The sequence below is a fragment of the Rhizobium vallis genome, from assembly GCF_003985155.1.
Lineage (GTDB): Bacteria > Pseudomonadota > Alphaproteobacteria > Rhizobiales > Rhizobiaceae > Rhizobium > Rhizobium vallis.
Genome location: NZ_ML133693.1, coordinates 323,446 through 346,521, shown reverse-complemented (window position 1 = coordinate 346,521; position 23,076 = coordinate 323,446). Strand labels below are relative to the sequence as shown.

Genomic DNA, 23,076 nt, shown 5'->3' with positions numbered 1-23,076 from the left:
AGTGTCACGATAATCGCATCGACGCCCGCTGCGATGAAATTGTTGACCTGGTTGAGCTGCTTGGAGACGTCGGTCTGCGCATCCTCGATCTGGAGGCTGACCCCGCCCACCTGGGTAGCTCTTGCGCTCAGGCCTTCGCGCAACAGCGTCTGAAAGTTGTTGTCGAAACTCTGCATCGAGACGCCGATCGTCTCGGCCGAGGCAGCACTAGCCGTCAGGGCGGCCAGGATGGCCGCCACACAAATAGACTTCATGATTTCCTCCCAATGGGTGCCGGGCCACCCGATGCATTCCGGAGGCCGTTCCGGCCCGCTGATGTGCCGGCTCAGGCGAGAGCCACGCGAACTTCCCCGTCGATCACCTCGGCCGGATAGGTTTTCAAATTCTCGCAGGCGGGAAGTCTGAGGGCTTCGCCGGTGCGGTAGTCGAAGGCGCCGGAATGCTTGGGACATTCCACTTCGAAATCCATGACCAATCCATCGGAAAGGTGGATCGCCTCGTGGGTGCAGAGGCCTGCGGTGCAGTAGACGCTATCGTCGGGACCCCGGTAGATGGCATAGGTGCGGCTGCCATGATCGAAACGGATGGCGCCTTCCTGTTCGATGTCATCGAGTTTGCAGGCGATGATCCAGCTCATTCGGTCGCTCCCTTGACTTCCATGCCGGCCCTGCGGGCTGCAAGCTTTTCCTTGCGCCTGATGTAGCGCTCCTGCATGCGGGCTTCGCCCTCGGGCGAACCGTCGTGCCAGGTGCCGAACCACTTATCGAGGGGGATCAGCGCATCGCCGTAATTCACCTCGAAATATTTGTGATGCAGGTAATGCGCATAGGCGTGGCTATCGACCAGCTTTTCCGCGCCGATCTCGACCTTGTCGAAGCCGACATGACCGGGAATGGCGCCGAAGCCCGCATAGTGCAGCTGGTAGAGCATGAGGATCGGGTTGGAGGGCAGGATCAGATGGTAAAAGGCCGTTCCGAGATAGAGCAGGTGCTCGACCGGATGCATCGACAGCGAAGACCAGGGCGAAGGGTTGACCGAGTTGTGGTGAACCGAATGCACCCATTTGTAGAGAATGGGCGTGTGGATGAGCCGGTGGATGCAGAAGAAGTGGAACTCGTGGATAACAGGCACGGTGAGCGCAACGATGGCAAGCGTCCAAGGATGTTCGGCAAAGCTCAGCCACGGCGCATAACCATTGGCATAGGTCCATAGCATGGCAGCCTCGATCGCCGTCCAGATCGTTACGCCCGACAGAAAGGTGCGCAATATGTTGTCGATGTTCTGGCTTTCGAACCAGAAAGCCTTGCTCTTCTGCTCAGACGGAAACTTTCCATTGTACTTGAAGCGCTTTTCCTGCCGCTTCAGCACATAGAGATGCAGCTCGAATGCACCATAGAACAACAGGACGCAGATCGCATTCACGGCATAAAGCCAGGCAACCCAGCCGATGCCGAAGGTTTTCATCGTCTCCACCGGCGGAATGACCCAGGCCCAATAGGCGACTGACGAAGCGGCAAACAGCGCATTCCAGGGAAAGAAATAATGTGGCAGCCATTTCAGGATGGCCATCAGCCGCGGCGGAAAGGCAAACAGCGGCGCGGTCTCTGCAGGCTGGTTCGGCGCCCAATCGCCGCGCTTGTTGCGCGTGCCGAATTTCAGATCGTCCATTGCTCTCTCCTTCAAGCTGAGCGGAAGCCTTTCCGCGCAGGCATTTCAATTGAAGAGAGCGCGTTCTGCGCCTTGTCCGGTCTCGTCCACCGACGTTCCGGTTCTCCTCTCTGCTTGGAAAGTAGCAGGAGGCTGCCGCAAAGCCGAAGCCGTTCTTGATCAAATTAGATCAGAGCCCCTCCTTGGTGATGGTGATGAAACGAATGGGTGTTCGATCCGGCTCGATATCGGTGAGACCGATACGGCGCAGGATCAGATCGAGCGATCGTCTGGCCTGCGCCTCGGGCGCCTGGTCCAGAACGACATCCATGATGCCGTCCTGCAGGGCTTTGCGTGTGTAATCGGTGAGTTCGTGGCCGACGAAGAAAATGTTGCGCTCGCGCGCCTGCCGGCGGAGCACGTCGATGAGCGCGGAATTGGCCCCGCCGGCATTGTAAAGGCCGGCAAGATCCGGATACATCCGTAGCCCCGACGACAGAAGTTCGGCGCTGTAGTGCTCCTCATCGAGGCCGAAGCCCAGCCACTGGAAGCTGGTGGGGCCGGGATGCTCCAGGAAATAGTCCGAAAAACCGCGGATGCGATCACGATGAACCTGATAGATCGGATGGCAGATGGCGACAACCGGGCCTGACCGGCGGGCCATGCGGCTGATGAAGAGCGCGGCCGTGCGACCGGCTGCATAATTGTCGATACCCACGAATTCGCCTTCGCGATCGGAAGCGCGGGTGACGACGTGAACCACCGGCAGTCCTTGGGCGATGACCTTCTCCACGGCCGCCCTGATAACCGGACTGCTGGGCACTGCAAGGATCAGGCCGGCACGCGAAAGGTCGGTCGACAGGATGCGACGCGCAATCTCTTCCGGTTTCATCTCTTCGGTGAAGCTCCGGTGCACGACGGCGAGCGGGTCAAGGGTGGCGGCGATCCTCTCGAACGCTTTGGAGAGCCGCTGATAGAAGGTCGTTTCAGGCCGAACCATCAGCACTTCTATGCGCAGCAAACCGCGATGCGTGTCCGGAAGCGTGCGTGGATAGTTCAAGGTGCGAGCGGCAATGATGACTTTCTCGACCAGTTCGGGCCGCACACCGCCGCGTCCATTCAGCACGCGCTCGACGGTTGCGGTCCCGACGCCCGCCTGGCGGGCAATATCCTGATAGTTGGGCTTGCTCACTTCCTGACCTCGACCGACAAATGCCGCGTCTCCATTGAGTTTTCCAGCAATATCCATGACTTAGAAGTCCGGGGCAATCGCTTGGTTTCGGGAACTCAATGAACGACCTTCCGTGACTAAGAGATTGAAATTTCTGGAATATCAAGTTACGAAGTGATGCTTGAATTTCCGCATTCACTGCATCATACGACCCCAGATCGATTGTTTTTTCACAAGTATCTCGCCCATGAGCCTTCAATCCGTCCGCGCCTTCCTCAGCACCCACGCGCCCGATATTGAAATCATCGAAACCGCCGAGAGCTCCTCGACGGTGGCGCTTGCCGCCGAAGCGCACGGCGTCGAGCCCGCCCAGATCGCCAAGACGATCTGCCTGCGCGTCGGCGAGAAGACAATGCTGGTCGTTGCCGGCGGCACGGCGCGGCTCGACAATCGCAAATTCAAGGATACGTTCGGCGGCAAAGGGCGCATGCTCGATGCAGAGGAAGTCGTGGCTGTGACGAGCCATCCGGTCGGCGGCGTCTGCCCGTTCGGCCTGCCGGCGCCCTTGCCGGTCTATTGCGACGTCTCGCTCAAACGCTTCGAGGAAGTCGTGCCGGCCGCCGGCTCGACGAATTCTGCCGTGCGCATCTCCACCGGACGGCTGGCCGAACTGACCGGCGCCAGCTGGGTCGACGTCTGCCAGTAAAAGGGCTGAAGAACTTCACATAGCGGAAAGAGTACCTATATTGGATCTCGACATGCCGTGATTGCGCATGACAGGAGATCAGGAATGCCGAGTGCCGTTTCGCGTTTTGCCAAGATTGCGGCGATAGCCGTACTGACGAGCGCTACCGTTTTTGCCACCATCAGCGATGCCGATGCGCGCCGCGCCGGCAGCTTCGGCGGATTCGGAAGTCGCGGCACGCGTACTTTCAGCGCGCCTCCGGTCACCAGCACGGCACCTGCCCCGGTTGCCCCGATCGAACGCTCGATGACGCCGCGCCCGCAGACGACCGCACCCTATAACACGCAGCAGCCCGGCTATGCCCAGCGTCCCGGCCTCTTCGGCGGCTTCGGCCGCTCGATGATCGGCGGCCTGATCGCCGGCGGCCTTCTCGGCATGCTGCTCGGCCATGGTTTCGGCGGCGGCTTCGGCTTCCTCGGCATGCTGCTGCAGATCGCCCTGATCGGCGGCGCAGTCATGCTCGCCATGCGTTATTTCGCCAACCGCCGCCAGCCTTCCTATGGCGTTGGCGGTCAGAGCCGGTCCTACGGGCAGTCTTATAATATGTCGCCCCCGAGCAATTCATCCTTCCAGATCCCGGCGATCAGATCGGGGTTCGGCGGGCAGTCGCGCGGTAACCGCCCGAGCGACGAGATCGGGCTGGCGCAGGCTGATCTCGACCAGTTCGAGGAACTCCTGACAAAGGTACAGACCGCTTATGGCGCCGAGGATTACGGCACATTGCGCCGGCTGACGACGCCCGAGGCGATGTCTTATCTTGCCGAGGAACTCGGCGAAAATGCCACCAACGGCGTGCGCAACCGCGTCTCCGACGTCAAGCTGCTGCAGGGCGACATCGCCGAAGCCTGGCGCGAGGACGGGCAGGAATTTGCCACACTCGCCATGCGCTACTCCTCGATCGACGCCATGGTCGAACGCGACAGCGGCCGTGTCGTTTCCGGCGACGACCGCCGCCCGAGCGAAAGCACCGAGGTGTGGACCTTCGTGCGCAAGTCGGGCGCCGACTGGAAGCTCGCCGCCATCCAGGGCACCGAGCAGCGCGCCGCCTAAAATCTTTCCCGCATCGGGCAATCAGCTGGCCCAGAACCGCCAATCGGTTCTGGGCCATATGTTTCAGTTCACTGCGACCGGCTTGGAGCGCATCCGCGAGACCGTTTCGCGTTCCGCGCGCTTGCAGCGCATCGGCGGCAGGCCGCGATCCATCAGGTCCATGTCTTCGAGCACCATGTCGCCCATCTTCTTGAACGCGCTGTCGAGCGCTCCGGCCCGGTGCGCCGAGCGGATGAAGCCTTTCAGGCTGCGCACCGGATGGTCGGACGGCAGCGGCTCTTCAGGGTAGACGTCGCTGGCCGCAACGATATGGCCGGACGAGACGGCGGCGATCAATGCATCGAAATCGACGACGTCGGCACGGCTGAGCAGAATGAAGGCGGCACCCCGGCGCATGCTCGCAAAGGCCTCCGCGCCGAGAAACCCCTTGTTTTCGCTGGTCACGGCCGCAACGACGAAGACGAAATCGCTCTTGGTCAACACGTCTTCGAGGCTTGCCGGTTCGACGCCGTTTTCCTCGAGGATAGAACGCGGCAGCCAGGGATCGAACACCCTGATGCGCGCCCTGAAGCCTGAGAGCACCCGACGCAGCGCTCGGCCGAGATCGCCGAAGCCGACGATGCCGATCTCGGAACCGGCAACCAGCCGCGCGCTCGCATTGCCCTCCCCGCCCCAGAGCTCGTTGCCCTCGCGAAAGGAGACATCCGCATCGACGATGCCGCGCGCCAAGGCCAGCGCGAAGCCGAGACCGATTTCGGCGACCGGCTCGGCAAAAACCTGGCCTGTCGTCACGACATGAATGCCGCGCTCAAAGAGCACGTCATAGGGCATGTTGTTGAGAAGATTGCTTTCGACATTAAGGATCGAGCGCAAGGCCGGCATTCTGGCGAGCGTTTCGGCCGAAAGCGGCGGCTGGCCGATAACGTAGCGCGCCTGGCGGAGGATTTCGTCACCGAGGCCGGCGATCTTGTCCGGATCAGCTTCGATGATCTCGTATTTCGCATGCAGTTCGGCGCGCGCCTTGTCGCTGAAGATCAGATCGAGAGTGCGCGGCTCGGGCGCGCTGATTGCCAGCGGCCGTTCGGTATTCGTCATGGGCATCTCCTCCATCGCGGCGGTGCGGCCGCCTCGGCTCGTCGATTGATAGCTTCTGTGCAGGACGCTTTCCAGTTCACGTCAGGAGGAATGTGAAAGACGAAAGTCCTTCGATGCGTCGATATCGAGGTGGGCGCTACCGAAAGCGGCAATTGCCTATCAGATAAGCAATTGAATTGCCTTGGTATTTCTTAGAGTTTTCGTTGACGGCGCAAATTCCTTGAACTAGCTTGAGCGCGCGACTTCGAACCATGCCCGGTGTTCGGCCGCCGCAGCATATCGGAAAACTCACGAGGGAATCGAGCAATGAAATCAGCATTCAAGAGCGGCCTGCTTGCTTTGGCTGTCATAGCTCTTCCAGCCGTCGCCTCCGCCCATCCCGCCATCGGCGAAGCTGCGGGCTTCAGCCATGGCTTTGCCCATCCGATCTCTGGCCTCGATCATGTCCTCGCCATGGTCATGGTCGGCGTTTTCGCATTTCAGCTTGGCGGTCGCGCCACCTGGCTCGTGCCTGCGACCTTTGTCCTGGTGATGGCGCTTGGCGGTGCCCTCGGCATTGCAGGGATCAATGTTCCCTTCGTTGAAATCGGCATCGCGCTTTCCGTCGTCGTGCTCGGCGCCATCGTCGCGCTCAACGTCAAGGCGCCGCTTGCCGTAGCACTCGGCATCGTCGGCCTTTTCGCCGTCTTCCACGGCCATGCGCACGGCACCGAAATGCCGGAAAACGCTGCCGGCGCTGCCTATGCCGCCGGCTTCATGATCGCCACCGCACTGCTGCATGCAGCCGGCCTCGCGCTCGGTTACGTCATCAGCCGTGCCGGTGAACGTCAGGGTGTCTTCGTGACGCGTGCTGCCGGGGGCATCGCCACCGTTGCCGGCGTCGGCATCCTTGCCGGCTTGATCTGAAGTCAGCGCCAGCGCGCAAGCGCGCCTGGACATCACCGTTAGACCAAACGCCCGGTATGCGCCTCGCATGCCGGGCGTTTTCGCATCATCGCTGCAAAGTGACGCGGACTTGACCCAAATCAAATCCAGCCGTGCTGCATCGGGCTATGTCTGACGCACAATCAACGTACGGACATCCAAATTGACGCAGGGTCGCCTTGCCGATTGTCGGTGGGGTGCGAAGGTCAGTATAGTGATTTCAGAAATTTCTGAAATCACAGACGCAACGGAAATGACGATGAACCTTCCGCCCCTTGTCCAGTCCTTCGTTCTCCATTTCGGTGAAATGGGGTCCCGCTGGGGAATCAACCGCACGGTCGGCCAGATCTATGCGCTGCTCTTCGTCTCTCCCGCGCCGCTCTGCGCCGAGGAGATCGCCGATTCTCTCAGCATTTCGCGCTCCAACGTTTCGATGAGCCTGCGCGAGTTGCAGGCCTGGAACCTCGTCCTTCTCAAGCACAAGCCGGACGACCGCCGCGATTTCTTCACGACGCCTGATGATGTCTGGCATATATTGAGGACGCTCGCCGAGGAGCGAAAGAAGCGCGAAGTCGATCCGACGCTTTCCGTTCTGCGCGAAATCCTGATGCAGCGGCCTGCAAGCGATGCCGAACGATATGCGCAGGAGCGCATGGGCGAGATGCACACGCTGATCGAACAGCTGACGCATTGGTATGACGACGTAAAACAACTTGAAACGGAAAGGCTGGCGACGCTACTCTCGCTGGGTGCGAAAGTGACCAAGCTTCTGGAGGCCAAGGACCGGGTCATCTCGCTTGGCCGCAGCCGCCGGCCGAATCCTGCGAACAAGAGTTAGCGCCATGGGCAGTGCTTTCTTCGACGCGAGAGACAGACAAGAGGCTGCGTCGCGGGATGGCGATGCCGTTTCGTCCCGCGGCGGCGCGGCGAATGGCGGGCTCCGCAAAGCGGCGATGCTGCAGGCGCTGGCATCAGTCTTATGGATTCCTCAAGCCGGATTGCTGGCCGTCTCGGTCGGCCGTATCGCCGATGGCGGTGGATTGGCTGACGTCCTCTGGCCTGCCTTCGGCATTCTTCTTCTTGGGTTTGCGAAAAGCTCTCTCGATGCCGCTGGCGGCCGCCTCGCCTTTCATGCCGCCCGCGCCGAGCTCAGCCGGAGGCGGCGACTTGCCGCCGCAACACTGTCGCTGTCCTCACCGCTCGATCGTACTCGGCCGGCCTCCGGCAAGGCCGTAAGCGTGCTCGGCGAACAGGCCGAACTCATCGTACCCTATCTCTCGCGTTTTCAGCCGGCACGGCTGAAGGCGAGCCTCGTGCCACTCGTCATCCTTGCCTTCATCCTCCCGGTTTCCTGGATTGCCGCGCTGGTCCTGCTGTTCGCAGCGCCGCTGATCCCCGTTTTCATGGCGCTGATCGGCTGGCGGGCCCAGGCCGCGAGCGAAAAGCAGCTCGTCGCGACCGGCGGCCTCAACGGCTTCCTGCTCGATCGCCTGCGCGGACTGGCGACGATCCGCGCGCTCGACGCGGTGGATGCGACCGCGCTCAGGCTGCGTGCAGAGGCGCAATCGCTGCGCACGCGTACCATGGCAGTGCTGAAGATCGCCTTTCTCTCCTCGGCCGTGCTCGAACTCTTCGCCGCGCTCGGCGTGGCGATGATTGCCGTCTATGTCGGCTTCAGCCTACTCGGCGAGATCGGCTTCGGTACCTGGATAGGTCGGCTCGACCTGACCGAGGGGCTGTTCATTCTGCTGCTGGCGCCGGCCTTCTTCGAGCCGCTGCGCGAGCTTTCGGCCGTCTGGCACGACCGGGCGGCCGGCGAAGCGGCACTGAAAGCCTTGGACGCCCTTGCTGCCGATGGTTTGTCCATTCGGGGGTCTGCTGACGCTTCGGCGCTGGCAGACGCCACAGCCCCCGCAATCCGCATCGACAATCTCGCCTTCCGCTACGCGGGCGATGAACCATTTGTCCTTGACGATTTCAACCTCGATATCGCAGCCGGTGAACATCTGGCGCTTCTCGGCGCGAGCGGTTCCGGCAAATCGACGCTTCTTTCGCTGACGGCAGGACTGGCTCCCATAACCGGCGGCCGCATCGTTATCGGCGGCACCGAGCTCACGGACGACAGTGCCGCGGCCTTGCGCGGCGGCATGGCGTGGATCGGCCAGAAGCCGCATGTCTTTGCCGGCACCATCGCCGGCAATATCGCACTCGGCAGACTCGGCATCGCACCCGGCGATGTGTCGACGGCACTGGAGACGGCCCGACTCGGAAGGGTTGCCGAAGCCTATGGCAGCCGGCCGCTCGGCGAAGCCGGGATCGGGCTTTCCGGCGGCGAGGCGCTGCGGCTGGCGATTGCGCGCGCGGCCTGCAATCGGCATCTGAAGATCATCCTGGCCGACGAACCGACCGCACATCTCGACGCTGAGACTGCCGCCGAGGTGACCGAGAGCCTGCTTTCACTCGCCAGCGGCCGAACCTTGATCGTTGCGACCCACGATCCGCTGCTTGCCGCCCGCATGCATCGCACTCTGCGCATCGACGCCGATATTGTCATGAGGGAGGCCGCCGAATGAGCGTCTTGACCACTGACCTCAAGCCGATCCTGCGCCTGTTCCTTGCTGAGCGCCGGCGTTCGCTGCTGCTCGGTGCAGCGCTTTCGGCGGCGACCGTCACAGCTGGCATCGCACTGCTCGGCCTCTCCGGCTGGTTCATCACCGCCACTTCGCTTGCCGGGCTTTCTGCTGCAGCCGCCGTCACCTTCGACATCTTTGCACCGTCCGCCGGCATCCGCCTGCTCGCCATCGTCCGGACAGCGGCGCGCTACGGTGAGAGGCTTGCGACCCATGACGCGACGCTCGGCGTGCTCGCCGCCCTTCGCGAAAGGCTGTTTCGCGGTTTCGCCGAGCCGGGTGCTGCCCGCGCTCTTCTCCATCGTCCGGCAAGACTGCTCTTCCGGTTGACCGCCGATATCGATGCGCTCGACGCTCTCTATCTCCGCATTCTCGTGCCAGCCGCGGTCGCAATCGGCGCAGCATTGGCCGCGAGCGTCGTGCTGGGGCTCATGCATCCTCTGTTTGGCCTGTGTTTCGGCCTCTTTCTCGCCGGCGCCGGTCTTGGCCTGCCTTTGATCGCCGGCCGGGCGGCGCGCGTCCATGCCCGGCGGCGCGCTTTTGGCATCGAGGCGCTGCGGTCGCGGACGATCGATCTCGTCGCTGGCCAAACGGATCTGCTGATGGCCGGACGGCTTGCCGCGCAGACAAGCGCTATCGCTGCGGCCGACGGCTACGCCGCCCGTGCCGATGACCGGCTGAACCGAGTCGAAACCGGCCTGACATTCGGCTTCGGTCTGGTTTCCACCCTCCTGTTGGCGGGATCTCTCCTTGCCGTCGCTGCCCTTGCAGAGACGAAGGCGATTACCGCGCCGGTCGCAGCCCTTGGGCTTCTCGTCGCTTTCGCGGCCGTCGAACCCTTCGCGGCCCTGCGCCGCGGTGCCCTCGAACTCGGGCGGACGCTGCTTGCCGCAAGGCGCATCGCACCGCGGCTTGCCATCGTGGCGGCATCCCAACCGTTGGCGGCGCCCTCGCCCGGATACGCCTTCTCGCTGACGGAGGTTTCCGCCTTCCATGAAAATTCCGCCGTACCGGCGCTCGAGGGCGTCGACCTCGTGCTTAAGCAGGGTGAACGCCTGGCCGTCATCGGCAGCAGCGGCGCCGGCAAGTCGAGCCTGCTTGCCCTTCTTTCCGGTGAACTGCCGGCAAGGACAGGAACAATTGCCGCAACGACGGCAACCCTGCTGACACAGCGGACGGAACTGTTCGAAGATAGCCTGCGCGGCAACCTTGTTCTTGCGAACCCCGATGCGAGCGAGGCTCGTCTTTTCGAAGCGCTCGCCGCCGCCGGCCTGCTCGCCGATATCGAGGCCATGCGGCGGGGGATCGACACAAGGCTCGGCGAAGGCGGTCTTGGCCTTTCCGGCGGCCAGTCACGACGCCTGGCGCTGGCCCGGCTCTTCCTGCGCGACACGCCGCTCTGGCTGCTCGATGAACCCACAGAGGGCCTCGACGGCGTCACGGCCCGCGATGTGCTCTCTCGGCTATCGACCATGGCGGCAGGCCGCTCGCTGCTCATCGCCACCCATATCCGTCGCGAGGCCGCGATCGCAGACCGCATCGCCGTCATCGAAGGCGGACGCATTTCAGAGGTTTCGCGCCGCGGAGAGGCGGCGTTCGAAAAGGCGCTCGACCGGCTCCGGCCGGACTGAGCGTGAGCTTGCATGCTCTCAGGCGCCGGCCGGCGCTTGAGGAACGTTCTGTACCCCGTGGGACCGTGGGAGAAAGACAATGGAACTAGATATCGTAGCGCTATCGCGCTTCCAATTCGCGCTGACGGCGCTTTACCACTTCCTGTTCGTGCCACTGACGCTCGGGCTCTCCGTGCTGCTCGCGATCATGGAAACCGTCTATGTCATGACCGGCCGCCAGATCTGGCGGCAGATGACGAAATTCTGGGGCACGCTGTTCGGCATCAATTTCGTGATCGGCGTCGCCACCGGCATCGTCATGGAATTCCAGTTCGGCATGAACTGGAGCTATTACAGCTATTATGTCGGCGACATCTTCGGCGCGCCGTTGGCAATCGAGGGCCTGATGGCCTTTTTCCTCGAGGCGACGTTCGTCGGCCTGTTCTTCTTCGGCTGGGACAAGCTGTCGAAGGTGGGCCATCTCGTCGCCACCTGGGCGGTGGCGATCGGCTCGAACTTCTCGGCACTCTGGATCCTCATCGCCAATGGCTGGATGCAGAACCCGGTGGGATCGGCGCTCAATCCGCAGACGATGCGCATGGAGATCACAAGCTTCTTCGACGTCGTCTTCAACCCGGTCGCCCAGGCGAAATTCGTCCACACGGTGTCGGCGGGTTACGTCTGCGCCTCGATCTTCGTGCTCGGCGTCTCGGCCTGGTATGTGCTGAAGGGCCGGCATATCGAGCTTGCCAAGCGCTCGATGACGGTCGCCGCCTCCTTCGGTCTTGCCGCGACACTCTCCGTCGTCGTGCTCGGCGACGAAAGCGGTTATCTCGCGACCGAAAACCAGAAGATGAAGCTCGCCGCCATCGAGGCCATGTGGAAGACGGAGTCGGCTCCGGCCGCCTTCACCGCCTTCGGCTTCCCGGATCAGGAGGCGCGCGAAACGCATTTCGCCGTGCATATTCCCTGGGTCATGGGCCTGATCGGCACGCGGTCGCTGACGACAGAAATCCCTGGCATCGACAAACTCGAACAGCAGGCCGAAACCCGAATCCGCGACGGCATCAAGGCCTACGATGCGCTGATGAAGATCCGCTCAGCGCCGGCACAGGATCAGGTTGCGCAGGAAGTTCGCACCTCCTTCGAGGATCTCGGCCATGACCTCGGTTACGCTCTTCTTCTGAAGCGCTATGTCGACGATCCGCGCCAGGCGACCGACGAGCAGATCGTTCAGGCTGCGCGTGATACGATCCCGCATGTGCCGACGCTCTTCTGGTCCTTCCGGATCATGGTCGGCCTCGGCATGTTCTTCATCCTGCTGACGGCCACCTTCTTCTGGCTGTCGGCCCGCCGCCATCTCGATAAATATCCGATGCTTCTGAGGATTGCCGTGCTGGCGATCCCGCTCCCCTGGGTCGCCATCGAACTCGGATGGGTCGTTGCCGAATTTGGCCGCCAGCCCTGGGTGATCGAAGGGGTGCTACCGACGGCTGCTGCCGTCTCCAGCCTCGGCGCCAGCACCGTGCTTCTGACCATCATCGGTTTTGCGGCACTTTATACGACGCTGATCGTCATCGAGATGAGCCTGATGATCAAGGCGATCAGGCAAGGGCCGGAGCCGGACGACGAGCCGGAAGCCCATCTGATTTCCGAAACCCTCGTCCCTGCCGCGGAGTGAACCGTCATGATCCTTCACGAACTCATCGACTATGAAACCCTGCGCGTTATCTGGTGGCTGCTGCTTGGTGTGCTGCTGATCGCTTTTGCGACGACAGGCGGCTTCGACCTCGGCGTCGGTGCGCTCCTGCCTTTCGTCGCCAGGACCGATACGGAACGGCGTGTGGTGATCAACACCATCGGCGCCACCTGGGAAGGCAACCAGGTCTGGCTGATCCTCGGCGGCGGCGCCATCTTCGCCGCCTGGCCACCGCTTTATGCGGTCTCCTTCTCGGGTTTCTATCTCGCCATGTTTGCGATTCTCTTCGCGCTCATCCTGCGTCCGGTCGGCTTCAAATACCGCTCGAAACGGGAAAGCGCCAATTGGCGTAATGGTTGGGACTGGGCGCTCTTTATCGGCGGCTTCGTGCCGTCGCTGATCTTCGGTGTTGCCGTCGGCAATGTGCTGCAGGGCGTGCCCTTCCGCTTTGCCGACGATATGCGGATCTTCTACGAAGGGTCGTTCTTTGCCCTACTCAACCCCTATGCGCTGCTCTGCGGCCTGCTTTCGCTGGCCATGCTGGTGATGCACGGTGCGGCCTGGCTGGTGCTGAAGTCGAGCGGCCCGGTTGCCGAGCGTGCCAGAAGCTATGGCAGCGTCGCCGCCCTTGCCGCCATCGTGCTCTTTGCGCTCGGCGGCCTTTTCCTCTGGGCCGGCATTAGCGGCTATCGCATCACCAGCGAAATCAGCCCGATCGGGCCTTCCAATCCGCTGTTGAAGACCGTGGCGATCGAAAAGGGTGCATGGCTTGCCAATTACGGCGCCCATTCGTGGATGATCATCGCCCCCGTCCTCGGCTTTGTCGGCGCGGCGCTGGCCTTCATCGCCATGCGGGCAAGGCGCGAGGTGATGACGCTGCTTTTCAGCAAACTCGCAATCTTCGGGATCATCTCGACGGTCGGCCTCTCGATGTTTCCGTTCATCCTGCCCTCCTCGCTCGATCCGCGATCGAGCCTGACAGTGTGGGATGCGTCGTCGAGCCACCAGACGCTGTTCATCATGCTTGTCGTGTCGGGAATTTTCCTGCCGATCATCTTCGCCTACACGGCCTGGGTCTACAAGGTTCTGTGGGGCAAGGTCGACGAGAAATCCATCACCGACAAGAACAGCCATGCCTACTAGAGCGGTTCAGCAGAACCACTCTAACCTTTTATTTGTACGCAATTCCGGACGGAAAACCGCTTCGCACTTTTCCTGGAATTGCTCCGAAGGAGACAAAACGATGTGGTATTTCGCATGGATCCTCGGCCTGCCGCTGGCCGCTGCCTTCGCCGTTCTCAACGCCATGTGGTATGAGCTGATGGACGACCAGGCTAGAGACAAGGCTGCCGGAAAGCGCAAGTAGATATAAGAAGGGCGCGGGTTAGCCGCGCCCTTCTCTCATTATCAGCCTTCCAGCCACTTGACCTGGTCGGGTGTCAGCTTGATGTCGAGTGCCGAGAGACTGTCCTCCAGTTCGGCGACGGTGCGCGGCCCGATCAGCGGAATGACCGGGAAAGGCTGCGCGATCACATAGGCGAGCGCGATGTGGATCGGGTTGCGGCCGAGCTTGTTGGCAAGCTCGATGGCGCGGTCGCGGCGCCCGAAGTTGCGCTCGGAATACCAGACCCGGACGATCTCTTCGTCGTCTCGCTTGTCGCGGCCGGCACGGTCCGTGAAGAAGCCGCGACCCTGGCTTGACCAGGCAAAGTTCGGGATCTGCTTCTCGTTCAGCCACTTTTTCCAGTCGTCATCGGAAGCGGCGACGCAGCCGGCCCAGATCGGATCGAGCATCTCGGCGAGCGAGAAGTTGTTGGAGAGTGCTGCCGGCGCCGCCTTGCCGGTCTTTTCGGCATAGGCGATCGCCTCGTCGAAACGCGCCCGCGTCCAGTTTGAGCCGCCGAAGATGCCGCGGATGCGGCCGCGTTTGACTTCCGCATCCATGGCATCGACGAATTCGCCGACAGGCACGTCGGTATTGTCGCGATGCATGAAATAGACGTCGACATAGTCGGTCTTCAACCGGGTGAGCGACTGGTCGAGCTGCTTTGCGATCATATCTGGATAGCAGAGCGGCGAATGGGCGCCCTTGCCGATCAGCACGATCTCCTCGCGCGGCACCTTGCGGCTGGTGTGCCAATCGCCGAATATCGTCTCCGTCTTGCCGCCGCCATAGACATAGGCCGTGTCGAAGGCGTTGCCCCCGGCCTCGTAGAAGGCATCGAGCGTCAGCGAGGCGGAGGCGAAGTTCGGGAAGAACTCGAAGCCGAGGGTGACGACCGAGGCCGGCTTGGAAATGCCGGGGATCTGACGCCGCGGAATGCTGCTGCCGCGCGTGACCGCACCGCCGGCGATATTTGCCGTGCGCTTGGCGGCCTTCTCGACGCCGTATTCCAGGCCGACCGTGGAACGCCACTGGTCGAGCACGCGCAGGTTCCCGATCGAATCCGCCCAGCTCATGCCGGGAGCGCTGAACTCCGTCCTGCCGGCGCGAATGGCGTCGCCCGCCGCATCCGCCTCGAACGAATAGAGCCAGCGGTCTTCCCTGACTTCGACGGTCTCCTGCTTGCCGCCCTTGAAGATCTCGATCTTGCCGACGCCGCCCTTGTGGCCGGAGGCGAACCAGAAGTCCGCGACCTCGATGCGGCCCTCGGAGCCGATGATGCGCAGGACGTTGTCCTGCTGCGCCATGATCGAGCAGGAGACTTCAGCGATGATCTCGTTCGGGAACTTGAGAACGGCAGACGCCCATTCATCGACGCCGCTCTGGCCGAGATGCGCGACGCCGGAAACCTTCTCCGGCTCGAGGAAGGCCTTGCCCTCAGCCGCGCCGGCGATCAATCTCGCCATCGAGACCGGGTAACCGCCGACATCGAGAATGCCGCCGCCGGCGGTGTCATTGGCAAAAAGCCGGTGTTCCGGCTTGAACCCGCCCATGTTGAAGCCGAAGCTCGAGCGGATGATGCGGACGGTGCCGATGACGCCGCTCTTGATCAGTTCGACGAGCTTCTCCGTCTGCGGATGCACGCGGTACATGAAGGCCTCGCCGGCAAAGACGCGGGCCTTCTTCGCCTCGTAATAAACAGCTTCGGCATCATAGGCCGAAAGCGCTATCGGCTTTTCGACGAGGATATGCTTGCCGGCGCGGGCGGCCTTGATCGCCCATTCAGCATGACCGGTATGGGGCACGGAGATATAGACAGCATCAACCTCGGGGTCGGAAAGCAGCGCCTCGTAGCCGTCGACGATGCGTGCGCCGGGGAAGTTGTCCGCGAGGCCTGGCTTTGCGGGGTTGCGGGTGGCGATCGCCACCAGTTTGCCGGTGCGCGAATGGGCGACGCCATCTGCAAAGGTGCGCGCGATGGTGCCGGGGCCGATGATGCCCCAGCGGATGGGTTGATCGGAAGTCATGGAAACCTCTTTCGTCTTTCTGCCTTGGGATTGCGGTTTAGCGAAGCCTTCTGCCGGCTCCGTCGAAAAGGAAGGTGCGGTTTGCGGGAAGGCCGACGGTCAGCGTTTCGCGATTGCCGGCAACGCGCGATTCCGGCCGCTCGATGATCAGTTGCTCGTTGCCGATGGCGGCGTAGATGTAGCTGGTATTGCCGAGATGTTCGGCGACGTCGATGGCGACGACGAGATCGGCATCGCCCATGCCCGCATCGACAAAGTGCTCGGGACGAATGCCGAGCGTCACCTTCGCACCGGCTTCGATGGGCTCGGCGACGGGCATCGGCAGGCGCGTATCGGCGTTGCTTTCGAGCGCAATCACCGCCCTGCCCGGCTGCGTCTCGACCACCACGGCCTTGAGGAAATTCATCTTCGGCGAGCCGACGAAGCCGGCGACGAACTGGTTGGCCGGATCGTCGTAAAGGTCGAGCGGCGCGCCGATCTGCTCGATATTGCCGGCACGCAGCACGACGATCCTGTCGGCGAGCGTCATCGCTTCCGTCTGGTCGTGGGTGACGTAGATCATCGTCGTGCCGAGTTGCTTGTGCAGTCTGGAGATTTCGACGCGCATCTGCACGCGCAGTTCGGCGTCGAGGTTCGACAGCGGCTCGTCGAACAGGAAGACCTCGGGTTCGCGGACGATGGCGCGGCCGATGGCGACACGCTGGCGCTGGCCGCCGGACAGCTGCTTCGGCCGCCGCTTCATCAGCTCGGCGATCTGCAGGATCTCGGAGACATGGCGCACGCGCCGCTCGGTGTCGGCCTTCGGATTGCCGTTCATGCGCAGGCCGAAGCTCAAATTCTCTTCGACGGTCAGGTGCGGATAAAGCGCATAGGACTGGAAGACCATGGCGATGCCGCGGTCGGCCGGCTCGACGTCGTTGACGACCCTGCCGCCGATCCGAAGCTCGCCTGAGGTAATGTCCTCGAGCCCGGCGATCATCCTCAGCAAGGTGGATTTGCCGCAGCCGGACGGGCCGACGAAGACGACGAATTCGCCATCCTTCACCTCCAGATTTGCGCCGTGGATGATTTCAAAGCCGCCGAAGCGCTTGACGATGTTGCTGAGTGAAAGCTCTGCCATGCGGCCTCCCAGATTACTTGATTGCGCCGGCCGCGATGCCGGCGATGAAATGGCGTTGCAGAGCCACGAAGACGACGAGGATCGGCGCCGTCAGCAGCACCGCACCCGCCATGATGCCGCCCCATGACACTTTGGTGAGGCCGATCAGCGTTCCCAAGGCCACCGGCGCCGTCATCATCCCCGGTTTGGAATTGATGAGCAGCGGCCAGAGATAATTGTTCCACGAGGCGAGGAAGAGGATGATCGCAAGTGCCGCCATGGTCGGTCGCGCCAGCGGTACGGCGATGCGCAGGAAGATCTGCCATTCCTTGACGCCCTCGACGCGGGCCGCATCGAAGAGTTCGCCCGGCATCATCGAGAAGGATTGCCGCATGAACAGCACGCCGAGCGAATTGAAGAGCGGCGGCACGATCAGCGCCACCCAGGTATTTGCCAGCCGGAACTCGCGTGCCACCATGATGAATTGCGGGATGACCACCACGGAGAACGGCAGGGTGATCGTGCCGAGGATGATGGCGATGACGATTGAGCGGCCGACGAAACGGTAACGCGCCAGCGCCCAGCCCGCCATGGAGGTCAAGAGCACCGACAGGAATGTGTAGACGATCGCGACGCCGATGGAGATCCCCATTGCGCCGATGAAATCGGTGTCTGCTTGCAGATTCTGGAAATTCGCGACGAAATTGGTCGATGGCCAGAGCACGATCTCGGGGCTGAAGATGCCGTTGTCGGGCATGGTCGAGAACACGAACATCATCCAGAGCGGAAATAACCAGATGATTGCAAGCGGCGCCAGCGCCGCATGCAGCGCGATCTGGCGCAGGAGGAGGGATTGCGATTTGGATTTCATTTTGGATCCCTCCCGATCCAGAGATTGAGAAACGAGATCGTCACCGCAAGGGCCGCCATCGTATAGGCGACCGCCGAGGCATAGCCGAAATTGAGCGAGGTGAAGCCCTGGCGGTAGAGGAAGAGGCCCATTGTTTCCGTGCCGCCGCCGGGACCGCCGCGGTTGGTGATAAGGAAGGGCTCGGTGAAGAGCTGCATGGTGCCGATGACCGAGAGTACGACGCAGAAGAGGATGATCGGTTTCAGGAGCGGCAGGGTGATGTGGAAGAACTGCTGCACCTTGCTGACCCGGTCGAGCGTCGCCGCCTCGTAGACATCATCGGGAATTGCCTGCAGGCCGGCGAGGATGATGATGGCGTTATAGCCTGCCCAGCGCCATGTGACCGCGAGTATAATGACCGCCATCGCGGCATTGGCATTGTCGAACCATGACACCGGACTGAAGCCGACGGATGAAATCAGCTTGTTGATGATGCCGAAATCAAGACTGAACATCAGCCGGAATACCGCGGCATAGGCGACTTCACCGACAACGACGGGCGCAAAGAAGGCGAAGCGGAAGAGCGGACGCGCTTTGAGTAGCGGCGAGTTGAGCAGCACGGCCATAACGGTCGCAAGCGCGATCATGACCGGAACCTGGATCACCAGGATGATCAGCGTGTTGTAAAGCGCGTTATAGAAGGCCGGATCATAAAAGAGCCGGCCCCAGTTGGCCTGGAAACTGTATTTCCATGGGTTGATGCGCGTGTTCTGAAATGAAATCAGGAACGAATCGATGATCGGCCAGACCCAGAAGGCGGCGAAAACCAGCAGATAGGGAGCGAGGAACGCATAGGCGCTCCGGGTTCTGGACGGCATTCAGCCTCCTCCTCACGAAACGAACGAATGACCGGCTTGCAAGCCGGGAGAAAGCCGGGCGCCTGAAGCGCCCGGCATCGTCATTCATTTCGCGATCGGAAGGCCGGTCGCCGAAGCGATCTGCTTGGCGGCATCATCGAGAGCCGCTTTGGCATCGGGATAGCCGCCGGCGAAGAACTTCGCCTGCGTCGCCTTGAAGATGGCCTCGGCATCGCTCTGGAAGGCCGTGCCGCGGCTCGGCACGATCTTCGGCAGCGTCGCCAGAATGTCGGCCCAGACTTTCTGGCCGCCCCAATAGGGCTGAGCTTCGCTGACGAAGGGATCCTTCTCAGCCGAAAGCAGCGACGGAACCAGGCCGAATTCCTTCAGCATGGTGACCTGTCCCTCGTTGGTGCCGAGGGCGTAATTGACGAATTTCCAGGCTGCTTCCTTGTTTGCGGACGTTGCCGAGATGGCGAGCGACGACCCGCCGAGATTGGCGGCATGCGGGCCATCGGCCGTCAGGCTCGGCATTTTATAGACGCCCCACTTACCCTTGAGATCGGGTGAGGTGGAACGCACGGTGCCCTCATACCAGCCGCCATACATCTGGCTTGCGGCCTTGCCGGCGGTATTGGCCTGGATCTTTTCGTCCCAGTTGGCGGCCGTCAGCGTGCCTGCGTCCTTCATTTCCTTCACTTTTTGAAGCGAGGCGACGCAGGCCGGCTGGTTGATGGTGATATTCTGGCCATCGGTCGAGAAATAGCCGCAGCCCTGTTCGTTGGCGATCATGCGGAACCATTCGCTGTCGCCGTTGAAATCCGCCTGTGCCATGACCGTGCCGGGATTGGCGGCGGAAATCTTCTTGCCGGCGGCGATGAAATCGTCCCAGGTGCTGATCGTGCTCGGATCGACGCCGGCCTTTTCGTAGAGGTCGCGGCGGTAAAACATGGCGACCGGGCCGGAATCCCACGGCATGGCGTAAGCGACATCGCCGACCTCAAGTTCGGTGCGCTTGAAGTCGGGGAATTTTGCCTGGATATCTGAGGTGTAGCCGAGCTCCTTCAGATTGGCGAAGCAATCCGGGAAACGGCTCCAGAAAATTTCAGCCTCGAAATTCTCGATGCTGACGATATCGGGCAAGCCGTCGCCGCCAGCAGCGCAGGCAGCGAGCGTCTTGTCGAACACCTGGCCGTTTCCAAGGTCTTCCACGGTGACCTTGATATCGGGAAACTGTTTGTTGAAGCCTGGAAGCGTGGACTTCAATGCCGATGCTGCGACATTCCAGCTCCAGATGGTGAGATTGGCCGGTTCAGCGAATGCGGAGCCGGAAGCAAGCAGTGCGACGGCAGCGGTCGCAGCGAGAAGTTTGAAGCGCATTGAAAATCCTCCCTTTTCAATTGCCGATCTTTCACGAACGCGCTTAAACTATCTGCAAGGGAGCGGCTGTCTCCTAAAAAGGGAACATGGATTTGGCGGAAAGTAAGGTCGGTACGCGTGCAATCTACCAGCCCGGCGCAAGCAGCATCGAGGGGTCGCCGACAGCGCTGCAGATGTTTTGCGCCCATCCGCCCATCATGGCCATGCCGCACTGGCATGCGCAGGTCGAGGTCAATTATGTGATGCGCGGCACCGTGCATTACCGCATGAACGACCACGAATTCCGGCTGAACGCTGGCGAAATGTGCCTTTTCTGGGGTGGCCAGCCACATCAGATGGATGAATCCTCGGATGATTCGCTCTATGCCGGCGCGCATCTGCCGCTCGTCTATTTCTTCCGGCTGCGGCTGCCGATCAACATTTCAAGCCGGCTGATGAAAGGCGAGACGCTGCTGACCTCGGCAACCGATGCCGCCGACAACGAGAATTTCATCCGCTGGGTCCGCTACGTGAATTCTGGCGATTCCGCCAAGGCTCAGCATGCCGTCGACGAGTTGCTGCTGCGCATCGAGCGCATCGCGCTCGAACCCTATTCGATGACGACGTCGAAGACGGCTGTCAGTCTCGAAAGCGATCAGCCGCATCCGCACTCCTCACGCAGCGTTGCGCGTATGTGCGATTTCATCGCCGCCAATTTCCTGCTGGATATCGATTCGGTCGATATTGCCCGCGCCGCCGACCTGCATCCAAAATATGCGATGAACCTGTTCAAGCGAACGACCGGCATGACGCTCAGCAAATATGTGACGCTGCTCCGGCTGTCGCGTGCCCAGGCGATGCTGATGAGCGAGGGTGCCAACGTATTGCAGGTGGCGATGGACAGCGGTTTCGGCTCGATCAGCGCCTTCAACAAGTCCTTCCGCCACATCGCAGGCATGTCGCCATCGGATTTTCGCCGCGATATAAGGCTGGTGACGACCATGCCAGCCGGCGCCTTCCGGAATTAGCCTAAGAGCGCTTCGGCGCCAGCCATAACGCGGCGCCCTCGACGATCGTCCGCAGGCCGGTCTCGAAGAAGGCCTCCTGGCCATTGTTTCGATAATGCGCGAGCGCCTGCCTAGCCAAAGGAAAAGCTTCGACCGCACGGTCCAGCGCGGCACGTTCCGGCGGCGGCTCCGTCTGTTCCTCGATGACGCAGCCGAGCGTATACCGGCCGAGCGAAACGAGCAGCTCGATTGCGCGTTCCGCAGTCATGCCTGCGTCGACGAGCAGCTGCAGATGGCTTTCGACATTGGCGACATCCTGCGGATCGCCCTCCGTTCCAGCGTGCACTCTCCCGCCGTCGCGGTAAGCAAGCAGGGCCCGGCGGAAGCTGCGGGCGTTTTTGATGAGGAAATCTTGCCAGTCGTCGCCCGCTTGCGGCCAGCGGTCTTTGTGGCCACGGATCAGAATCTCGGCGTTCATCGCCTCGATCAGCGCGCGTTTGCTCTTGAAGTGCCAATAGAGCGCGGGTTGTCGAACATCGAGCCGTTCGGCAAGCAGCCGGGTCGAGAGCGCATCGATGCCGACTTCGTTCAGCAGTTTCAGCGCTTCGTCGACAATGCGCGCGCGGTCCACTTTCATCGTTCCGAATTCCTGTTGCCAAATTACTTTATCACCGATAAGTAGCTTATCAACGATAAAGTTTTGAGTGATCCCATGAAAAAGACCCTCGGCATCATCTATGCCACCGTGATCCTCGATGCAGCCGGCATCGGATTGACGCTGCCGATTTTTCCCAGGCTGTTGCGCGATGTCGGCCACACCGACGATCTTGGCTGGCGGTTCGGCGCCTTTCTGGCGCTCTATGCGCTAATGCAGTTCATCTTTTCGCCGGTTCTTGGTTCGCTCTCGGATCGGCTGGGACGGCGGCCGGTCCTGATGCTGTCGCTGGCCGGAGCCGCCGTCGATTATCTCTTCATGGCGTTTGCACCGTCGCTCCTGCTGCTCTTCGTCGGCCGCGCGGTCGCCGGGATCACCGGCGCCAGCAATGCGGTTGCCGCCGCCTGCATCACCGATATCACCGACGATGCCGAGCGTACGCGCCGCTTCGGCCAGCTCAGCGCCTGCTTCGGCATCGGCTTCATCGCCGGCCCCGCAATCGGCGGCCTGCTGGGAGAGGTTTCCGTGCGCGCACCCTTCATCGCGGCTGCCGGCCTGAATGCGGTCAACCTGCTGATGGCGCTGTTCTTTCTCGCAGAGACGCGAAAACCCGGTCCAGCCGATGGTGGCCAGCAGGCATTCTCGCCGCTTGCCGGCTTCCGCTGGCTTCTCGGCTTTCGCATCCTCCTGCCCTTCGTCGGCGCTTATTTCCTTCTCGCCTTGATCGGCGAGGTTGGCGGCACGGTCTGGGTGCTCTACGGCGAGGACAAATTTTCCTGGTCGCCGCTAATGATCGGCATCTCGCTTGCCGCCTTCGGCCTGTTCCATGCCGTCGTTCAGGCTTTTATTGCCGGTCCCATCAGCGAGCGATGGGGAGAGCGGCGGGCATTGCTTATCGGCGTCGTTGCCGATAGCGCCGCCTATATCTCCATCGCCTTGCTGACCAAGGGCTGGATGGTCTTTCTGCTGATGCCGCTTTTCTGCCTCGGCGGCATCGGCGTGCCGGCGCTGCAATCCCTCGTCACGGCGCGGGTCGACGGAGACCATCAGGGGCGGATGCAGGGACTGCTGGCAAGCATGACGAGCCTTGCCTCGATCATCGGCCCGCTTGCCATCAGTACAGTCTATTTCGCCTCGCGTGATTTCTTCCCCGGTCTCGTCTGGGTGCTCGGCGCCGCATTCTATCTGTTTTGCCTGCCGCTTGCCTTTTCCTCGGAGCAAACAAGGGTCAGCGCCTAAGCCGGGGCGGAATGCTTCACTCCAACCC

The 23,076-nt window shown here is 61.9% G+C and carries 22 protein-coding genes; 11 read left to right on the top strand and 11 right to left on the bottom strand.

All coding sequences use genetic code 11. From position 1 onward, the window contains the following. From EFQ99_RS22880 to EFQ99_RS22865, 4 genes are all read right to left on the bottom strand, one after another. On the bottom strand, positions 1-254 hold a 254-nt coding region (locus EFQ99_RS22880), incomplete at its 3' end, for a substrate-binding domain-containing protein (protein WP_164736425.1). A 71-nt stretch (positions 255-325) separates the two neighbouring features. Further along, positions 326-637, bottom strand: coding sequence for a MocE family 2Fe-2S type ferredoxin (locus EFQ99_RS22875; RefSeq protein WP_126923502.1), 312 nt, complete (start codon positions 635-637; stop codon positions 326-328). Continuing rightward, positions 634-1,668 carry a sterol desaturase family protein gene (locus EFQ99_RS22870; protein WP_126923501.1) on the bottom strand — a complete coding sequence of 345 codons (1,035 nt, stop codon included), beginning with the start codon at positions 1,666-1,668 and terminating at the stop codon, positions 634-636. Before EFQ99_RS22870 ends, EFQ99_RS22875 begins: the two co-directional genes overlap by 4 nt. A gap of 169 nt (positions 1,669-1,837) precedes the next feature. Beyond that, positions 1,838-2,839 (bottom strand): LacI family DNA-binding transcriptional regulator, encoded by a 1,002-nt coding sequence (locus EFQ99_RS22865; RefSeq protein ID WP_126923500.1) that lies wholly within the window; start codon positions 2,837-2,839, stop codon positions 1,838-1,840. 226 nt (positions 2,840-3,065) lie between these two features. On the opposite strand from EFQ99_RS22865, the gene EFQ99_RS22860 reads away from it, so the two are divergent. After that, on the top strand, positions 3,066-3,524 hold the full coding sequence (locus EFQ99_RS22860; RefSeq protein ID WP_126923499.1) for a YbaK/EbsC family protein: 459 nt from the start codon (positions 3,066-3,068) through the stop codon (positions 3,522-3,524). A gap of 84 nt (positions 3,525-3,608) precedes the next feature. Then, positions 3,609-4,613, top strand: a complete 1,005-nt coding sequence (locus EFQ99_RS22855; protein ID WP_126923498.1) for a Tim44 domain-containing protein — start codon at positions 3,609-3,611, stop codon at positions 4,611-4,613. A gap of 63 nt (positions 4,614-4,676) precedes the next feature. Here the strand turns inward: EFQ99_RS22855 and EFQ99_RS22850 are convergent, their stop codons facing one another. Further along, positions 4,677-5,708: a hydroxyacid dehydrogenase gene (locus EFQ99_RS22850; protein WP_126923497.1), complete on the bottom strand. Its 1,032-nt coding sequence runs from the start codon at positions 5,706-5,708 to the stop codon at positions 4,677-4,679. A gap of 306 nt (positions 5,709-6,014) precedes the next feature. Here EFQ99_RS22850 and EFQ99_RS22845 point away from each other — a divergent pair, with 306 nt between their 5' ends. The 7 genes from EFQ99_RS22845 to cydX all read left to right on the top strand — a co-directional run bounded on the left by EFQ99_RS22845 (position 6,015) and on the right by cydX (position 13,937). Next, a complete protein-coding gene (locus tag EFQ99_RS22845; protein WP_126923496.1) occupies positions 6,015-6,614 on the top strand; it encodes a HupE/UreJ family protein in 600 nt (199 codons plus the stop codon). 277 nt (positions 6,615-6,891) lie between these two features. Beyond that, the gene (locus EFQ99_RS22840) at positions 6,892-7,470 is read left to right on the top strand and encodes a GbsR/MarR family transcriptional regulator (RefSeq protein WP_126923495.1); all 579 of its coding nucleotides are present in this window, start codon (positions 6,892-6,894) and stop codon (positions 7,468-7,470) included. A 4-nt stretch (positions 7,471-7,474) separates the two neighbouring features. Then, on the top strand, positions 7,475-9,205 hold the full coding sequence (gene cydD / locus EFQ99_RS22835) for a thiol reductant ABC exporter subunit CydD (protein WP_126923494.1): 1,731 nt from the start codon (positions 7,475-7,477) through the stop codon (positions 9,203-9,205). Continuing rightward, the gene (locus EFQ99_RS22830; RefSeq protein WP_126923493.1) at positions 9,202-10,893 is read left to right on the top strand and encodes an amino acid ABC transporter ATP-binding/permease protein; all 1,692 of its coding nucleotides are present in this window, start codon (positions 9,202-9,204) and stop codon (positions 10,891-10,893) included. Before cydD ends, EFQ99_RS22830 begins: the two co-directional genes overlap by 4 nt. 79 nt (positions 10,894-10,972) lie before the next feature. Next, on the top strand, positions 10,973-12,553 hold the full coding sequence (locus tag EFQ99_RS22825; protein ID WP_126923492.1) for a cytochrome ubiquinol oxidase subunit I: 1,581 nt from the start codon (positions 10,973-10,975) through the stop codon (positions 12,551-12,553). Between the two features lie 6 nt (positions 12,554-12,559). Continuing rightward, on the top strand, positions 12,560-13,714 hold the full coding sequence (gene cydB / locus EFQ99_RS22820) for a cytochrome d ubiquinol oxidase subunit II (protein WP_126923491.1): 1,155 nt from the start codon (positions 12,560-12,562) through the stop codon (positions 13,712-13,714). Between the two features lie 100 nt (positions 13,715-13,814). Next, positions 13,815-13,937 carry a cytochrome bd-I oxidase subunit CydX gene (gene cydX, locus EFQ99_RS22815; protein ID WP_126923490.1) on the top strand — a complete coding sequence of 41 codons (123 nt, stop codon included), beginning with the start codon at positions 13,815-13,817 and terminating at the stop codon, positions 13,935-13,937. Between the two features lie 41 nt (positions 13,938-13,978). On the opposite strand, the gene EFQ99_RS22810 is transcribed toward cydX, so the two are convergent. From EFQ99_RS22810 to EFQ99_RS22790, 5 genes are all read right to left on the bottom strand, one after another. Then, on the bottom strand, positions 13,979-15,982 hold the full coding sequence (locus EFQ99_RS22810; protein ID WP_126923489.1) for an aldo/keto reductase: 2,004 nt from the start codon (positions 15,980-15,982) through the stop codon (positions 13,979-13,981). A 37-nt stretch (positions 15,983-16,019) separates the two neighbouring features. Continuing rightward, positions 16,020-17,102, bottom strand: a complete 1,083-nt coding sequence (locus EFQ99_RS22805; RefSeq protein WP_126923488.1) for an ABC transporter ATP-binding protein — start codon at positions 17,100-17,102, stop codon at positions 16,020-16,022. A 13-nt stretch (positions 17,103-17,115) separates the two neighbouring features. Continuing rightward, positions 17,116-17,952 carry a carbohydrate ABC transporter permease gene (locus EFQ99_RS22800; RefSeq protein ID WP_126923487.1) on the bottom strand — a complete coding sequence of 279 codons (837 nt, stop codon included), beginning with the start codon at positions 17,950-17,952 and terminating at the stop codon, positions 17,116-17,118. Then, on the bottom strand, positions 17,949-18,809 hold the full coding sequence (locus tag EFQ99_RS22795; protein ID WP_126923486.1) for a carbohydrate ABC transporter permease: 861 nt from the start codon (positions 18,807-18,809) through the stop codon (positions 17,949-17,951). Before EFQ99_RS22795 ends, EFQ99_RS22800 begins: the two co-directional genes overlap by 4 nt. A gap of 84 nt (positions 18,810-18,893) precedes the next feature. Then, the gene (locus tag EFQ99_RS22790; RefSeq protein WP_126923485.1) at positions 18,894-20,168 is read right to left on the bottom strand and encodes an extracellular solute-binding protein; all 1,275 of its coding nucleotides are present in this window, start codon (positions 20,166-20,168) and stop codon (positions 18,894-18,896) included. Positions 20,169-20,254: 86 nt separating this feature from the next. On the opposite strand from EFQ99_RS22790, the gene EFQ99_RS22785 reads away from it, so the two are divergent. After that, positions 20,255-21,175: a helix-turn-helix domain-containing protein gene (locus EFQ99_RS22785; RefSeq protein ID WP_126923484.1), complete on the top strand. Its 921-nt coding sequence runs from the start codon at positions 20,255-20,257 to the stop codon at positions 21,173-21,175. Position 21,176: 1 nt separating this feature from the next. On the opposite strand, the gene EFQ99_RS22780 is transcribed toward EFQ99_RS22785, so the two are convergent. Continuing rightward, positions 21,177-21,791, bottom strand: coding sequence for a TetR/AcrR family transcriptional regulator C-terminal domain-containing protein (locus tag EFQ99_RS22780; protein WP_126923483.1), 615 nt, complete (start codon positions 21,789-21,791; stop codon positions 21,177-21,179). 75 nt (positions 21,792-21,866) lie between these two features. On the opposite strand from EFQ99_RS22780, the gene tet reads away from it, so the two are divergent. After that, positions 21,867-23,048 (top strand): Tet(A)/Tet(B)/Tet(C) family tetracycline efflux MFS transporter, encoded by a 1,182-nt coding sequence (gene tet / locus EFQ99_RS22775; RefSeq protein ID WP_126923482.1) that lies wholly within the window; start codon positions 21,867-21,869, stop codon positions 23,046-23,048. Positions 23,049-23,076: the final 28 nt, after the last annotated feature.

Bases quoted from the DNA above. Each gene is read 5' to 3' on its own strand.
- EFQ99_RS22825 (WP_126923492.1), top strand. From the start codon at position 10,973: ATGGAACTAGATATCGTAGCGCTATCGCGCTTCCAATTCGCGCTGACG.
- EFQ99_RS22860 (WP_126923499.1), top strand. From the start codon at position 3,066: ATGAGCCTTCAATCCGTCCGCGCCTTCCTCAGCACCCACGCGCCCGAT.
- EFQ99_RS22780 (WP_126923483.1), bottom strand. From the start codon at position 21,791: ATGAAAGTGGACCGCGCGCGCATTGTCGACGAAGCGCTGAAACTGCTG.
- EFQ99_RS22790 (WP_126923485.1), bottom strand. From the start codon at position 20,168: ATGCGCTTCAAACTTCTCGCTGCGACCGCTGCCGTCGCACTGCTTGCT.
- EFQ99_RS22795 (WP_126923486.1), bottom strand. From the start codon at position 18,809: ATGCCGTCCAGAACCCGGAGCGCCTATGCGTTCCTCGCTCCCTATCTG.
- tet (WP_126923482.1), top strand. From the start codon at position 21,867: ATGAAAAAGACCCTCGGCATCATCTATGCCACCGTGATCCTCGATGCA.
- EFQ99_RS22785 (WP_126923484.1), top strand. From the start codon at position 20,255: ATGGATTTGGCGGAAAGTAAGGTCGGTACGCGTGCAATCTACCAGCCC.
- EFQ99_RS22855 (WP_126923498.1), top strand. From the start codon at position 3,609: ATGCCGAGTGCCGTTTCGCGTTTTGCCAAGATTGCGGCGATAGCCGTA.
- EFQ99_RS22840 (WP_126923495.1), top strand. From the start codon at position 6,892: ATGAACCTTCCGCCCCTTGTCCAGTCCTTCGTTCTCCATTTCGGTGAA.
- EFQ99_RS22845 (WP_126923496.1), top strand. From the start codon at position 6,015: ATGAAATCAGCATTCAAGAGCGGCCTGCTTGCTTTGGCTGTCATAGCT.
- cydD (WP_126923494.1), top strand. From the start codon at position 7,475: ATGGGCAGTGCTTTCTTCGACGCGAGAGACAGACAAGAGGCTGCGTCG.
- EFQ99_RS22830 (WP_126923493.1), top strand. From the start codon at position 9,202: ATGAGCGTCTTGACCACTGACCTCAAGCCGATCCTGCGCCTGTTCCTT.
- EFQ99_RS22810 (WP_126923489.1), bottom strand. From the start codon at position 15,982: ATGACTTCCGATCAACCCATCCGCTGGGGCATCATCGGCCCCGGCACC.
- EFQ99_RS22850 (WP_126923497.1), bottom strand. From the start codon at position 5,708: ATGACGAATACCGAACGGCCGCTGGCAATCAGCGCGCCCGAGCCGCGC.
- cydB (WP_126923491.1), top strand. From the start codon at position 12,560: ATGATCCTTCACGAACTCATCGACTATGAAACCCTGCGCGTTATCTGG.
- EFQ99_RS22875 (WP_126923502.1), bottom strand. From the start codon at position 637: ATGAGCTGGATCATCGCCTGCAAACTCGATGACATCGAACAGGAAGGC.
- EFQ99_RS22805 (WP_126923488.1), bottom strand. From the start codon at position 17,102: ATGGCAGAGCTTTCACTCAGCAACATCGTCAAGCGCTTCGGCGGCTTT.
- EFQ99_RS22800 (WP_126923487.1), bottom strand. From the start codon at position 17,952: ATGAAATCCAAATCGCAATCCCTCCTCCTGCGCCAGATCGCGCTGCAT.
- EFQ99_RS22870 (WP_126923501.1), bottom strand. From the start codon at position 1,668: ATGGACGATCTGAAATTCGGCACGCGCAACAAGCGCGGCGATTGGGCG.
- cydX (WP_126923490.1), top strand. From the start codon at position 13,815: ATGTGGTATTTCGCATGGATCCTCGGCCTGCCGCTGGCCGCTGCCTTC.